Origin of the sequence: Streptomyces parvus (assembly GCF_032121415.1) — a bacterium.
In the GTDB taxonomy this organism is placed as follows: Bacteria; Actinomycetota; Actinomycetes; order Streptomycetales; family Streptomycetaceae; genus Streptomyces; species Streptomyces globisporus_A.
Genome location: NZ_CP135079.1, coordinates 962687 through 976042 on the forward strand (window position 1 = coordinate 962687; position 13356 = coordinate 976042).

14 protein-coding genes and 1 pseudogene are annotated in these 13356 nt (G+C 71.0%); 7 read left to right on the plus strand and 8 right to left on the minus strand.

The features are described 5' to 3' along the window. Both RNL97_RS05390 and RNL97_RS05395 read right to left on the minus strand, forming a co-directional pair. Positions 1 to 951, minus strand: coding sequence for an ABC transporter permease (locus RNL97_RS05390; RefSeq protein WP_243313526.1), 951 nt, complete (start codon positions 949 to 951; stop codon positions 1 to 3). Between the two features lie 74 nt (positions 952 to 1025). Then, the gene (locus RNL97_RS05395; protein ID WP_243313527.1) at positions 1026 to 2630 is read right to left on the minus strand and encodes an ABC transporter substrate-binding protein; all 1605 of its coding nucleotides are present in this window, start codon (positions 2628 to 2630) and stop codon (positions 1026 to 1028) included. A gap of 166 nt (positions 2631 to 2796) precedes the next feature. Here RNL97_RS05395 and RNL97_RS05400 point away from each other — a divergent pair, with 166 nt between their 5' ends. The 3 genes from RNL97_RS05400 to RNL97_RS05410 all read left to right on the plus strand — a co-directional run bounded on the left by RNL97_RS05400 (position 2797) and on the right by RNL97_RS05410 (position 6354). Then, positions 2797 to 3528, plus strand: a complete 732-nt coding sequence (locus tag RNL97_RS05400; protein ID WP_243313530.1) for a FadR/GntR family transcriptional regulator — start codon at positions 2797 to 2799, stop codon at positions 3526 to 3528. A gap of 158 nt (positions 3529 to 3686) precedes the next feature. Further along, positions 3687 to 4691, plus strand: coding sequence for an acetylxylan esterase (locus RNL97_RS05405; RefSeq protein WP_030589841.1), 1005 nt, complete (start codon positions 3687 to 3689; stop codon positions 4689 to 4691). A gap of 205 nt (positions 4692 to 4896) precedes the next feature. Continuing rightward, positions 4897 to 6354 (plus strand): sialidase family protein, encoded by a 1458-nt coding sequence (locus tag RNL97_RS05410; RefSeq protein WP_030589844.1) that lies wholly within the window; start codon positions 4897 to 4899, stop codon positions 6352 to 6354. A gap of 102 nt (positions 6355 to 6456) precedes the next feature. Here RNL97_RS05410 and RNL97_RS05415 read toward each other — a convergent pair whose 3' ends face one another. Continuing rightward, complete coding sequence (locus RNL97_RS05415) at positions 6457 to 7155, minus strand: FadR/GntR family transcriptional regulator (RefSeq protein ID WP_030589848.1); 699 nt, start codon at positions 7153 to 7155, stop codon at positions 6457 to 6459. A 163-nt stretch (positions 7156 to 7318) separates the two neighbouring features. Here RNL97_RS05415 and RNL97_RS05420 point away from each other — a divergent pair, with 163 nt between their 5' ends. The 4 genes and pseudogenes from RNL97_RS05420 to RNL97_RS05435 all read left to right on the plus strand — a co-directional run. Beyond that, entirely contained in the window at positions 7319 to 8278 is a 960-nt protein-coding gene (locus RNL97_RS05420; RefSeq protein ID WP_030589852.1) for a dihydrodipicolinate synthase family protein, read from the plus strand. After that, a complete protein-coding gene (locus RNL97_RS05425; protein WP_243313533.1) occupies positions 8275 to 9219 on the plus strand; it encodes an ROK family protein in 945 nt (314 codons plus the stop codon). The genes RNL97_RS05420 and RNL97_RS05425 overlap by 4 nt, the downstream gene beginning before the upstream one ends. Further along, entirely contained in the window at positions 9216 to 9923 is a 708-nt protein-coding gene (locus RNL97_RS05430; RefSeq protein ID WP_030589858.1) for an N-acetylmannosamine-6-phosphate 2-epimerase, read from the plus strand. Before RNL97_RS05425 ends, RNL97_RS05430 begins: the two co-directional genes overlap by 4 nt. Positions 9924 to 9993: 70 nt before the next feature. Further along, positions 9994 to 10104, plus strand: a pseudogene (locus RNL97_RS05435) (3-hydroxyacyl-CoA dehydrogenase family protein); the annotation flags it as partial. A gap of 87 nt (positions 10105 to 10191) precedes the next feature. Here RNL97_RS05435 and RNL97_RS05440 read toward each other — a convergent pair. From RNL97_RS05440 to RNL97_RS05460, 5 genes are all read right to left on the minus strand, one after another. After that, positions 10192 to 10530 (minus strand): tail fiber domain-containing protein, encoded by a 339-nt coding sequence (locus RNL97_RS05440; RefSeq protein WP_158709153.1) that lies wholly within the window; start codon positions 10528 to 10530, stop codon positions 10192 to 10194. A 116-nt stretch (positions 10531 to 10646) separates the two neighbouring features. Continuing rightward, on the minus strand, positions 10647 to 10961 hold the full coding sequence (locus tag RNL97_RS05445) for a hypothetical protein (protein WP_030589863.1): 315 nt from the start codon (positions 10959 to 10961) through the stop codon (positions 10647 to 10649). A 146-nt stretch (positions 10962 to 11107) separates the two neighbouring features. Next, the gene (locus RNL97_RS05450; RefSeq protein WP_030589868.1) at positions 11108 to 11923 is read right to left on the minus strand and encodes an urease accessory protein UreD; all 816 of its coding nucleotides are present in this window, start codon (positions 11921 to 11923) and stop codon (positions 11108 to 11110) included. Then, a complete protein-coding gene (gene ureG / locus RNL97_RS05455) occupies positions 11920 to 12621 on the minus strand; it encodes an urease accessory protein UreG (RefSeq protein ID WP_243313534.1) in 702 nt (233 codons plus the stop codon). The genes RNL97_RS05450 and ureG overlap by 4 nt, the downstream gene beginning before the upstream one ends. Positions 12622 to 12654: 33 nt before the next feature. Then, complete coding sequence (locus RNL97_RS05460) at positions 12655 to 13329, minus strand: urease accessory protein UreF (RefSeq protein ID WP_243313536.1); 675 nt, start codon at positions 13327 to 13329, stop codon at positions 12655 to 12657. Positions 13330 to 13356 lie beyond the last annotated feature (27 nt).

Here is a 13356-nt window from a genome sequence, read left to right on the forward strand (position 1 = left end):
TCACACCGTCCTGATGCGCGGGTTGACCAGCAGGTAGAGCAGGTCGACGATGACGTTGACCACCAGGAAGGCGATGGCGATGGTCAGTACGGTGCCCTGGACCAGGGCGACATCGCCGCCGGTGACACCTTCGAGAATGAGCTTGCCCATGCCGGGCAGGTCGAAGATCGCTTCGATGACGACGGCCCCGCTCAGCAGGTAGCCGACCTTGACACCCAGCACGGTGAGCGGGGTGACCAGTGCGTTGCGCAGGACCGAGCGGATCACCAGGAACACCGGGAGGCCGTTGCCCTGTGCGGTACGGACGTAGTCGCGGTCCAGCTCGGCGACCATCGATGTGCGTACGAGGCGGGCGAGCGACGCCGCGACCGGCACGGCGAGCGAAACGGCGGGCAGGGCCATGGTGGTGAGCCAGCCGCTGAAGGAGTCGGCGGGGTTGGTGTAGCCGCCGGTCGGGAAGATGCGGGTGTTCAGCGCGAACTGCTGGATGAGCAGGACGCCGAGCCAGAACGAGGGGATGGCGACGCCGGCCATGGACAGCACGCGGAAGAGCTGGTCGGGCCAGCGGTCACGGTACATCGCGCCGAGGACGCCGCCGATGACGGCGAGCGTGACCGCGAGGAACAGTCCGAGGAAGGTCAGTTGGAGGGTGAGGGGAAAGGCCGCCGTGATCCGGTCGATCACGGGCTGGCTCGGCGGGACGGTCATCCCGAGGTCGAAGTGGAGGAGTTGGCCGAGGAAGTCGAAGTAGCGGACCGGCAGCGGGTCGTTGAGCCCGTTGGCCTCGGCGAAGGCCTCTCTGGCCTCGGGACTGGCGCTCTCCCCGAGCGCGTTGTAGGCCGGGTCGGCCGGCGAGAACTGCAGCACCACGAAGACCAGCAGTGCGATGCCGAGAATCATCACCGGCATCATCGCGACGCGGCGCAGCGCGAGCCGGAGAAAAGCAACCATCGTCGGGTTCCTTGCGATTGGGCGGAGGGCGGGTCCGGGCCGCCGGGGAGGTGGCGGCCCGGACCGGGCGGACGTCAGGCGCGGCCGACGTCCACGAAGGACAGGCCCGTGGTGGGCAGCGGCTTGAAGCCGGACAGGGCCTTCTCGTTCCAGGCGGTGGGAAGCTTGCGGTGCAGGATCGGGTAGAGCGCGGCCTCGTCGGCGACGATGTCGGTGATCTCGCCCCACAGCTGCTTGCGGGTCGCCTCGTCGGCGGCCTGCGCGGCCTTGTCGAGGAGCTGCTTGACCTTCTTGTACTCGGAGGACTTGGACCAGCCGTAACGCTTCTCCGGCCAGAAACCGTAGTAGAACCAGCGCATCAGCAGGTCGACGTCGTTGCCGAAGACCGAGGGGTCGCCCGGGGCCACCAGGACCTCGAAGTCGCCGCCGTCGACCTTGGCGTACTGGGCGGCGGACTGGGCGATGTTCAGGGTGGCGTCGATGCCGGCCGCCGCCCAGCTTTCCTTGAGCAGCGGGGCGATGTCCTTGACCCAGCCGGTGTCCGTGGTCAGCACGGTGAACTTCAGCTTGCCCACGCCCGCGTCGGCGAGCAGCTTCTTCGCCTTCGCCACGTCGTGGGTGTAGGCGGTGGCGGCCTTGTGGAAATCGGGGTGGGTGGTGGGGACGTAACCCGTGGCGGCCGTCGCGTTGCCGACCATCGCGGTCTTGATGATCTTCTCGGTGTCCAGCGCGTAGTGCAGGGCCTGACGGACCCGCTTGTCGGCGAACCGCTTGTCGGCGGTGTTGAACATCAGGAAGAGCAGACCGAAGGACTGGACCGACTCGGTCTTCGCGGTGGACGAGAGCCTTTGGACGTCGATGTACGGAACGTCCTCGATGGCCTGGACGCGGCCGGACTCCATGGCGCTGACACGTGCCGACTGGTCCGACATCAGGCGCCAGACCATCTTCTTGGCCTTGGCGGGGTGGGGGCCGTTGTACTTGTCGAAGCGCTCGAAGACGATCTTGTCCTCGCGGGTCGCCTCGATGAACTTGTACGGCCCCGAGCCGACGGGCTTGGCGTCGAAGCCCTTGACGTCCGCCTCGACGATCTTCTTCGGCACGATCCGTGCCACGGCTATGCGGGAGGGGAAGAGCGCGAAGGCGTACTTGAGCTTGAACTCGACCGTCTTCGCGTCGACCGCCGTGACCTTGTCGATGAAGGGCACGAACTGCGCCATCAGCGACGCGTTCTTCTCGTCCAGGATGCGTTCGAAGCTGAACACGACGTCCTCGGCGGTCACCGGTGAGCCGTCGTGGAAGGTCGCGCCGTCACGCAGCTTGGCGCGGTAGGTGGTGGCGTTGATCTTCTTCGGCATCTCGGTGGCGAGCGCGGGGCGTGCCACGAGTGTTGCGGGATCGAGATCTACGAGCCCCTCGAAGATGTGCATGTTGGCGGCGTACGGCGTGGCGCCCGACGTGATCATCGGGTCGAATCCGGTCGACAGCGGGTACGACAGACCCGCCTCGATGGTGCCGCTCCCGTCGCCCTTGCCTCCGGCTCCCTCCTGACCGTCGGCAGTCGAAGAGGGCCCGCCGCAGGCCGAAAGCCCCGCGGTGATGGCGGCGGCCGCGCCAAGAGCACTGGTGTAACGCAGGAAAGTGCGGCGCTCGACGCCGGCTGGCCTCAGCTCGGGCACGGGTCCTCCAAGGGACGTTGGGTGGGAAAGGGTGGAGAACGACTGATTCGAAGGCTAACGGGCTGCCTTCGAGACGCAAGGGGTAAGACGTCAGATGTCCGATGCCTTGATAGCGTGGGAACGTAGCTCGACAAATGAGAGGGGTCAAGAGGTGGGGAGTTCATACATGTCCGGCACGCGACCCGGCCGCACTCTTCTGCGGCTGGAAGTGGTGGAGGGCATCAAGCGCTACATCCTCGACGAACGGCTGCGCCCCGGGGACCCGTTGCCGACGGAGCCGACCCTGTGCGAGACGCTCGGAGCCAGCCGCTCCAGCGTCCGGGAAGCCATGAAGATCCTGGACGCTCTCGACATCGTCGAGGTCCGCCACGGTCACGGGACGTACGTCGGGCGGCTGAGCCTGTCGGCGCTGGTGGAAAGCCTCACCTTCCGCGGCCTGCTCTCCCCCGACGACGACTTCCAGGTGATGGCCGACCTCGTCGACGTACGCGAGCTCTTCGAGCGGGGCATGGCCGACCGGATCATCTCCTCGCTCGATGCGGGCGAACTCGACAGGCTGGACGGCCTGGTGGCCACCATGCGCGCCACCGGCGCCGGAGACGGGCACGGGTTCGTGGCCGCGGACCGGGCGTTCCACGCCCTGCTCGTCGCCCCGCTCGGCAACGACCTGATCGGCCAGCTGTCGATGGCCTTCTGGGACGTCTACACGATCGTCGCGCCGCATCTGAAGGGGTTCACGCACGCCGACGAGGCGGACACGGTCACCGCCCACCAGAACATCGTGGACGCGGCACGCGCCGGTGACACCGTCGCTTTCCTCAAGGCTCTCGAAGAGCACTACGCGCCGGTCAGACGCCGTATCGCCGAGGCCAGATCAGGCAAGGACGACCAGGGCTGACAGCAGCCGGGGGGCGTTCCCGGCCGGCCTCCGGGCGGGAGGGCGCCCCCGACCACCTCTTGACGCGTACGGCGCAACTCCCTACGGTCTGGTGCTGCGCCAGGACATCTGACGTCTTCTGTCCTGTTTCGCCGTAGCGTCCCCAGGAGGGCCCACTCATGCCGTCGACCGATCTCTCCCTAGCCGAATGCCGCACCTACCAGCCGGATCTTCCACTCCCTGAGGGATTCGACGCGTTCTGGCGGGACACCCTGCGTGCCGAAGCCCCCGGCGAGGAGCGGGGTCGGCCCCGTTTCGAGTTGGTGGACAGCGGGCTGATCCACGTACGCACGTACGACGTGAGCATTCCCGGGTACGACGGCCAGCCCGTGCGAGGGTGGCTCCGCATGCCCGCTGGCGCCTCCGGGCCGCTCGGTTGCATCGTGGAGTTCCTCGGATACGGGCGAGGGCGGGGCCTGGCCCATGAACAGCTGACGTGGGCCTGTGCGGGGTATGCACATCTGGTCATGGACACGCGCGGCCAGGGCTGGTCGGCCGCCACCGGCGACACCCCGGACCCTCACACCGGCACAGCCGGGACCGTTCCGGGCTTCCTCACCCGGGGCATCGAAGATCCTTCAACGCACTACTACCGCCGGGTGTTCACCGACGCGGTCCGATGCGTGGAGGCGATGCGGGCGCACCCCGAGGTCGATCCCACCCGCATCGTGGTGACCGGGGTGAGCCAAGGCGGCGGGATCGCCCTGGCCGTGGCGGGGCTCGTGGCGGGGCTGGCCGGGGTGATGCCGGATGTGCCCTTCCTGTGCAACATCCCGCGGGCCTCACGCATCGCCGCGGTGCCGCCGTACACCGAGGTCGCCTCCTACCTTCAGCTGCACCGGGACCGCACCGCCTCCGCCTTCCGCACGCTGTCGTACTTCGACGCCGCGCACCACGCCACCAGAGCGACCGCGCCAGGACTGTTCTCGATCGCGATGATGGACGACATCTGTCCTCCCTCCACCTGCTTCACGGCCTACAACCGCTATGCGGGCCCCAAGGACGTGCGGGTCTACGAGTTCAACGGGCACGAAGGCGGCACCGAGCACCACCGGGCCGAGCAACTGGCCTGGGTCCGCGCCCTGTTCGACGGACTCCCGGCCGGGCCGGCCGCCCGCTCCTGACCGTGCAGGACGGTCCGTGCGCAGAGCGCGTCCCGCTTCCGGGCGAGCCGGGCCGCCACCATGCCGCCTCGAAGACCAGGGACCCCCAGCGCTTCGACACGGACAGTCGGCTCCGCACCCGTTCCTCCCCCCTGACGCGTCGGTTCACCGAGCCGCCGCTCCGCTCCATCCGCACGTCTCCCCCTCACCGGAAGAGAGATCGTCCATGCAGCGCAGAGTATCCGTCGCCATGCTGTCCGCCACCCTCATGGTGGTCACCGCGGCCGGCACCGCCCACGCGTCTCCCTCCGCGGCGGCCGTCGCCGCGGCCGCTCCCGGCACCCTGACCTCCCAGGACATCGCGACCCAGGGCGTCGGCTCCCCCCACTACCGCATCCCGGCGCTGACCACGTCGGTCAAGGGCACACTGCTCGCCGCCTACGACAGCCGCCCCACGCTCGGCGACCTGCCCGGCAACCTCGGAGTGGTCCTGCGCCGCAGCACCGACGGCGGAACCACCTGGCAGAGCCAGCAGGTCATCCGCAAGGAGGCCGCCCCCAAGGGCTACGGCGACCCCAGTCTGCTCGTGGACCGCACAACGGGCCGCATCTTCGTCTTCTACGCGGGCTCCGTGAACCAGGGCTTCTTCGGTTCGGGCACCGGCAACGACGAGAACGACCCCGACATCCTCCAGGCCGACTACAGCTACTCCGACGACGACGGCCTCACCTGGGCACACCGCCGCATCACGAAGCAGATCAAGAACCCCGCCTGGGCCGGCATGTTCGCGGCCTCCGGCGAGGGCATCCAGGTCCGCAACGGCGCGCACAAGGGCCGGCTGATCCAGCAGTACGCCATTCGCAACAACGGCGCCAACTACGCCGTCAGCGCCTACAGCGACGATCACGGGGCGAACTGGAAGATGGGCAACCCGGTCGGCCCGGGCGGCGACGAGAACAAGACCGTCGAACTCAGCGACGGCCGGATCATGCTCAACAACCGCTCCGCGCCCTACCGCACCGTGGCCTACTCCACCGACGGCGGCGTCAACTACACACCGTTCACCCAGGACACCAACCTGCCCGACCCGGCGAACAACGGCTCGATCATCCGCTACGCCCCTGACGTCCCCGCCTCCCACCCCCAGGCGTCGTGGCTGCTGTTCAGCAACACGGACAGCACCTCGCGGAAGAACCTCACCGTGAAGATGTCCTGCGACAACGGGAAGACCTGGCCGATCCGGAAAGTCGTCAACCCGGACAGCGCCGCCTACTCGACGCTGACCCGACTGCCGGACGGCCGGCTCGGCCTCCTGTACGAGCGCGACGACTACCAGCACATCACCTACTCCTCGTTCGACCTGAAGTGGCTCGGCGGCACCTGCGCGGACATCACGATCACGCCCCCGGCGACGATGAAGGCGGGGACGACCACCGAGGTGACCGTCCGGGTCGTCAACCGGATGGACGTCACGCGCAACGCGGGGACGCTGGACCTCGCGGTGCCCGACGGCTGGACGACCCAGCAGGTGGCGTTCCCGGCGACCCGCCCGGGCGAGGGAGCGAACATCAAGGTCCCGGTCACCATCCCGGCGGGTGCCTCCGGCTCCGCCAAGCTGACCGTCACCTACAAGGCCGACGGCAAGGAGGCCTCCGGCAGCCGGACGGTGACGGTGACCCCGTAACCACCGGTCCGCAGCGGCCGCTGCCCCCATCGTTGCACCCGACGGTGGGGGCGGCGGCGTGCCCTCCGTACGGGTGAAGGGGCCCGTGCGGCCCGGCACCGCCTATGCGGACGCGGCGGATTCCAGTCGCGTGCGGATGCCGTCGAAGTGGGCGCGCATGGCCCGCACCGCGCGGGCACCGTCGCGGGCCGCCACCGCGGCGACGATCTCGTGGTGCTGGGCGCAGGTGACGGCGGGGTCCTGACGGCCGTCGTCCACGCTCGCGCGCACCCGGTCCATGGCCGCCCAGAAGGCGTCCAGCACCTCGCTGAGGAGGTGGTTCTCCAGCGAGGCGTACAGCGCGAGGTGGAAGGCCCGGTCGGTGGCGCGGGCGACCCGGCCCTCCTGGGCGGCCTCGGTCTCCATCGCGGCGACCAGGGCCCGCAGGACCGCCAGGTCCTCCGCGGGAATACCGACCGTGACCGTGCCGACCAGTCCGGTCTCCAGCGCCTCGCGCACCCTCATCAGCTCCAGGAGCCCCGGCTCGCCCCGGCCCTGGCGCACGACCGCCCGGAAGGCCAGGCCCTCGGCGAAAGGCGTCAGGGAGAGCGAACCGACGAACGTCCCGAAGCCCCGTCGGATCTCGACGACGTTCACGGCCTGCAACGCCTTGAGCGCCTCGCGGACCGAGACCCTCCCCGAGGAGAACCGTTCCATCAGTTCGCTCTCGGTGGGCAGCGGATCGCCGGGGCCCAGAGCTCCGTCGAGGATCAGTTCCTTGATCCGTCGCTCGATGTCCTGGGCCATGGTGGGGCGGGCCACAACCATCCTCCTGGGGTGTCGTCGGCCCGTCGCCTCTTGACCGGCCGCCGGGGAATCGGCTTAAGGTAAGCCAAGACGTAAGACATCTTACGTCTCATGTCCCGGCTGCCTCGGCCTTTCGTACCGCCGGCCGGCGCCCCGAACGAGCTGGAGCCCCTTCACCATGTCCTTGACCGCACCGCTGCACGGCGTCGTCCCGCCGGTCTGCACTCCGCTCGACGCTCGCGGGGAGGTCGACACCGCCTCCCTCACCCGGCTCGTCGGGCACCTCGTCGACGGTGGCGTGCATGGGCTTTTCGCCCTCGGTTCGACCAGCGAGGTCGCCTACCTGACCGACGCCCAGCGCGCCCTCGCCCTGGAGACCGTGGTCGCCGCGACCGCGGGCCGGGTCCCGGTCCTCGCCGGGGTCATCGACACGACGACCCCCCGGGTCGTCCAGCACGCCCGCACCGCCAAGGAGCTGGGGGCCGACGCGCTGGTCGCCACAGCGCCCTTCTACACCCGCACGCATCCCAAGGAGATCGCCGGGCACTTCCGCCGGCTGCGGGCCGACGTCGACCTGCCGCTGTTCGCCTACGACATCCCGGTCGCCGTGCACTCCAAGCTCTCGGCCGCCCTGGTCCGCGAGCTCGCCGAGGACGGCACCCTGGCCGGTCTCAAGGACAGCAGCGGTGACGAGGGCGGGCTGCGCAGGCTCCTCGTCGAGCTCGGCGGGCGGGAGGGGCGGGCCCGGGGCCCCGTGCCGCACTTCAGCGTACTGACGGGGTCCGAACTCACCGTGGACGCCGCCCTGCTGGCCGGTGCCGACGGTGTCGTGCCCGGCCTCGGCAACGTGGACCCGGCCGGCTACGTACGGCTGTACGACGCCGCGCGCGCCGGTGACTGGGCGCTCGCCGTACGGGAGCAGGAACGGCTCATCGAGCTGTTCGCCATGGTCGACGCCGGCCCCGAGCACGAGATGGGGCGCAGCTCCTCGGCGCTCGGCTCCTTCAAGGAGGCGCTGCGGCTGCTCAGCGTCGTCGACCACGGTGCCACCGCCTTCCCGCAGCTCCCGCTCTCCGTCGATTCCGTCGCCCTCGTGGCGGAGCGGCTGCGCGGCGCCGGTCTGCCGCTGGTCCGATGACCGGGCGGGCGACCGGGGCCGTGGTCATCGGCCTCGACCTCGGGGGCACGAAGATCGCGGCCGCGCTCTTCGCACCCGACGGCGGGGTGCTGGCCCGGCACACTAGGCCCACCCCGGCCCGGGAGGGCGCGACGGCCGTGCTCGGCGCCCTGGCCGAGGCCGCTGCCGCGGTGGACCCGGGCGCTCTGGCGACGGTGGTCGGTGTCGCCGCCGCCGGTGTGGTCGATCCTCGCCTCGGGAGGGTCACCAGCGCAACCGACTCCATCCGGGGGTGGGCCGGCACCGCACTCGGCAAGGGTCTCGCGGACCGTACGGGCCTGCCGGTGGCCTGCGACAACGACGTCCGCGCCACCGCCGGGCCGGAGCTCGCCGCCCTGCCGGGCGGCCGCGGCTCGCTGCTGTTCGCGGCCGTGGGCACGGGGGTCGGAGGCGCCCTCGCCGTCGACGGACGGATGCTGCACGGCGCCGCCGGGATCGCCGGTCACCTCGGCCATCTGCCCAGCACGGAGGCGGCCGGGCTGTCGTGCACCTGCGGTGCCGTCGGGCACCTGGAGATCATCGCGTCCGGTCCGGGCATCACCGCCCACTACGAGCGGCTCTCCGGCATGTCGGCGGACCGGCTCGAAACGGTCGGCGCCCGCGCCGCCGGGGGCGACCAGGCAGCGGTACAGGCCATCACCACCGGCGCGGCGGCCATGGGCCGGGCGCTGGGCGGCCTTGCCAACACGCTCGGACCCGACCGGGTCGTCGTCGGGGGCGGGGTTCCCCACATCGGCGGGTTGTACCGGGACGCCCTGGCGTCCGCCTTCACCGCCGAGCTGATGCCACCCCTGCGCCGGCTCGTCCCCGTACCTCCGCTCCACGGTAAGGACGCCGCCGTCCTGGGCGCCGCGGTCCTGACCACCACCCTCCCCCTCCACCACCCGGGAGCACTCCGATGAACGCACAGCACCTGGCCGACACGCTCCGGGGCCGGCTGATCGTCTCCTGCCAGGCGCCCCCCGGCGACCCGATGCGGGACACCGCCACCCTGGTGCGGCTTGCCCGCGCGGCCGCCGCCGGCGGCGGATCCGCGATCCGCGCCAACGAGCCCGAGGTGGTCGCCGCGATCGTGGCGGCCGTGGACCTGCCGGTGATCGGCCTGTGGAAGGACGGTGACACCGGTGTGTACATCACGCCGACCGTCCGGCACGCCCTGGCCGTCGCCGAGGCCGGCGCGGCCGTGGTCGCCGCCGACGCCACCGACCGGCCGCGCCCGGACGGCTCCACCTTCGCCGAGCTGGTGAACGCCGTCCACGCGGCGGGAGCCCTGGTCATGGCCGACGTCGCCACACTGGCCGAGGGAGTCACCGCCGCCGCGCAGGGGGCCGACTTCGTCTCGACCACCCTCTCCGGCTACGTTCCCGGAACGCCGAAGCAGGCCGGCCCGGATCTGGCTCTCGTGGCCTCGCTCGCGGCGGCGATCTCCGTACCGGTCGTCGCCGAAGGACGGATCAGCTCCCCCGAGGAAGCTGCGGAGGCACTCGCCCGCGGCGCCCACAGCGTCGTGGTCGGCACGGCCATCACCGCGCCGACCGCCCTGACGTCCCGGTTCGTCGGCGCACTGGAGCAGGGACCAGGGCCCGGCCATCCGGTACGCGGCTGACCGCGGAGACCACAGTGATCGCCGCGTAGCCAACGAAAGGGCAGTCCACAAGGGTGTGCGCTGCCCCCCGTTGTACGCCGAGTACAAGGAGCCGCTGTACGCCGCTCCCCCGCTGCTCCAGCGCATGGTCGACGCGGGCCGCCTCGGCCGCAAGACGGACTCGGGCTTCTACGCCTACTGACCGTCCTGCGGCGGGCCCGGCGCTCACGCCGCCGGGCCCGTCGGGGCACGTCACCCGAGGTCAGGACGGCCGGTACCGAGGGCACTCCTAGGCTTTCTCCGCGGCTTTCCCCGAGGTCATGTGCGCAGGCGCACAGCTCGGATGCGCCTGCCGTGGACTCTCGGCTCGTAGGGCCTCGACTTCGCCTCGTAGTTCGGTCAGTTCCCGGTGCAGTGCCTGGATGGCGACGATGGCCACCCCGTTGGCGTCGGTGCAGCAGATCGTCCGGTCGTTCTCACCGACTCCGAACGCCTTCCACCAGTCCTGTGCCATGGGGCCCAGGTGGCGTACGTGGGGCGGGTCCCAGTGGTACCGCCACGTGCTGACCGGTAGCCGCACCACCTGTTCCAGTACCTGGTAGCCGTTGACCGGATCGCTACCGCGCACCGCACCCGACACAGCACCGGATGCCAGACCAGCGGCAGAAGCATTCCGCCGCAGGCACATCCTGACCAGGGACGACGTCCGCACCCTGGCCAGGGCCCCTTTCCACCGCCGGTGGCTCATCGCTCCCAGACCACCGCGGTGACGTCGGCCTTCAGTGCACGGTCCGAGAAGAGCAGGCTGCCTCCGCCACCGCGGTTCTGCGGGCTGTTCACCGGAAGCTGGACCAGACCGCTGCCGACCCCGCTGCTGTAGGCCGTCACGCCGACCGCCGTGCTCTCACGGTCTTTGTTGATCATCGTGGTGTCGTAAGCGGCGTTCCCCACCGCCAGGATGTTCGTGCTCGCGACGGCCGGACCGCTCAGCGCACCCGTACCGGTGGCCGCCGTAGCGGTCAGTACCAGCAGGCGGCGGGCAACGCGCTTCGTTGACATCAAGCATCCCTCCGTTCGGGACGCCACGTGCGTCCCGACACCGCTAACGGCCCAACGCCCCAAAGGGCACGGAGATTTCGCCGACAACCCCTGAGGCCGGCTGTCGACCGTCCTTGCGACGGATCGGCCCGGAGGCTCTGTTCGGATCAGCGGGACAGGTGGGACAGGTGGGCGGTGTTGAGGAGGTGGCGCAGGCGCAGGCCGTCGGGGGCGATGGCGGTGATGAGCGCCGCGGGGCCCGCGAGGGGGGTGAGGACCGCCAGCCCGTCCTGCGAGGTCTCGGTCAGGGTCTGGAAGGCGGGTGGTTCCGCCTCGAAGCCGGGGTCCACGATGAGGATGTGGCCGGTTGCCCGGTGGTGGGCGAGGACGGCCGGGCTGTCCCAGCCGGTGGCTCCCGGCCCGTAATCCGCCTCTTGGTCGAGGAGTACCCGTCCGCCGCGGCGGACGGTGAGCCGGGTGGTCACGCGGCCGGGGGGTTCACCTGTACGCCCGAGGACCAGTTCCTCGCGCAGGACGAGTCGGGCGGTGGGGGCGAGGTCGATCGTCCACGTCTGCCGCAGATTGCTGTCGGCGGCGCTGATCAGGGGTTTGGGCAGCCAGCGGAGTTCCGCGTGGTCCTCCACGGACACGTGCACGTCGTATGTGGCGTGTGCTGCGGTGGGGCCTCTCAGAGCGAGGGTCGCGGCCGCAGACGTGACGTGGAGGGCGGCACCACGCTGGGCGATGACCTCCATGCGCAGGCGGTCGCCGCCGAGGGGAGCGCTCATGGCCCCGACCACGCACACCCGCGCTTCGGCGCCCCGTGAGCGCAGCCGCCGGAGTTCGAAAGGGCCGTCGCCGTCGAGAACAGGCAGGACGGTGGCGCCTCCCCTGGCGGAGGCCGTGACGCGTGCCGTGGCCCGTACGCCGACGGCAGCCGTGCCGGGGGCTGTCGGAACGGCGGGTGCTGTGGCGGAAGTCATGCGGAACCCGCGGCCCAGTCGGCGAGGTGTTCGCGGACCCAGTCGGCGACGGGCTTCACGCCTCCTTCCTCCTTGAGGGAGGTGAAGGCGACCGGGAGCTCACCACGCTGGGCCTTGGCGTCGCGCGCCATGGCTTCTACGTCGGAGCCGACGTAGGGGGCGAGGTCGGTCTTGTTGACGACGAGGAGGTCGGCGGTGGTGACGCCGGGGCCGCCCTTGCGCGGGATGTCGTCGCCGCCCGCCACGTCGATGATGAAGATCTGCGCGTCGACCAGCCCCTTGGAGAAGGTGGCGGTGAGGTTGTCGCCGCCGGACTCCACCAGGATCAGGTCGAGGGGGCCGGCCGTCTCCTCCAGCTCCTCGACCGCTTCGAGGTTGGCGGAGATGTCGTCGCGGATCGCCGTGTGCGGGCAGGCGCCGGTCTCCACGGCCTGGATCCGCTCGGGCGGCAGGACCGCTTGCCGGAGCAGGAAGTCGGCGTCCTCGCGGGTGTAGATGTCGTTGGTGACCACGGCGATGGACACTTCGGCGCGCAGGGCCCGGCACAGGGCCGCGACGGTCGCCGTCTTGCCGGAGCCGACGGGGCCGCCCAGCCCGATGCGCAGCGCGCGGCGGGTGCCGTCGGGGCGCTCGGTGCCGGGGGCACTGTAGGTGTGGCGGTGCGGGTACTTCTCGTCGAGGTCGTGGTCGAGGTGCATCCGGTTTCCTTGTGTTGTGTTTCGTGGTCGGGGTCAGGAGGCGAAGAGGCGAGCGGGCCGGGTGGCGTGTTGCTGGGCACTGATGTCCAGAAGCGGCGCGGAAGCCGCGGGCAGGGCGCCGACTCCTTCTTCGCGGACTCGCTGTGCCGCGGCGGTGGCGGCCGCGGCGACGCGATCCAGCTCAGGCGCCAGGCGGGCGAGCACAGCGCTCGCGTCGAACGGGTCCAGGCTCAGCAGCCGGACCGTCGCGGTGGCCGGTCCGCTGACGGATTCGTACACCGCCGCGTACGCGGCGTCCAGCGGATCGAGTCCGGCCGACCGGGCGGCCACTCCCAGCACCACCGGCTGGTGCGCGCCGCGCGGCAGGGCCGCCGCGAGCGCGTCGAGTTCGGCCGACGGCCACGTGGCGCGGGCTGCCCGCATCATCTGCCGGCCCAGCTTGCGAGCGGTGTTCCGCAGGGCGGCCACGGGGGTACGTGCGTCGGCGGCCCGGTCAAGGGCCAGCGGATCGTGCCCGGTGGCGGCCGCGGCGGCCAGCGCCGCCGCGACCAGCCCGGCGGTGTGCAGCCGTCCCCGGCAGAACTCCGCCAGTGTGCCGACGTCCGTGATCCGGCCGGCGGCGACCGCCGGTTCGGCACCGCCCGAGTGGGCGTGGCCTCCGGCGGGGAACCGCCCGTCGGCCAGGATGAGCAGCGCGGCACGGTTCATTCTTCACTCCTCTGCTTGACGGCTCGG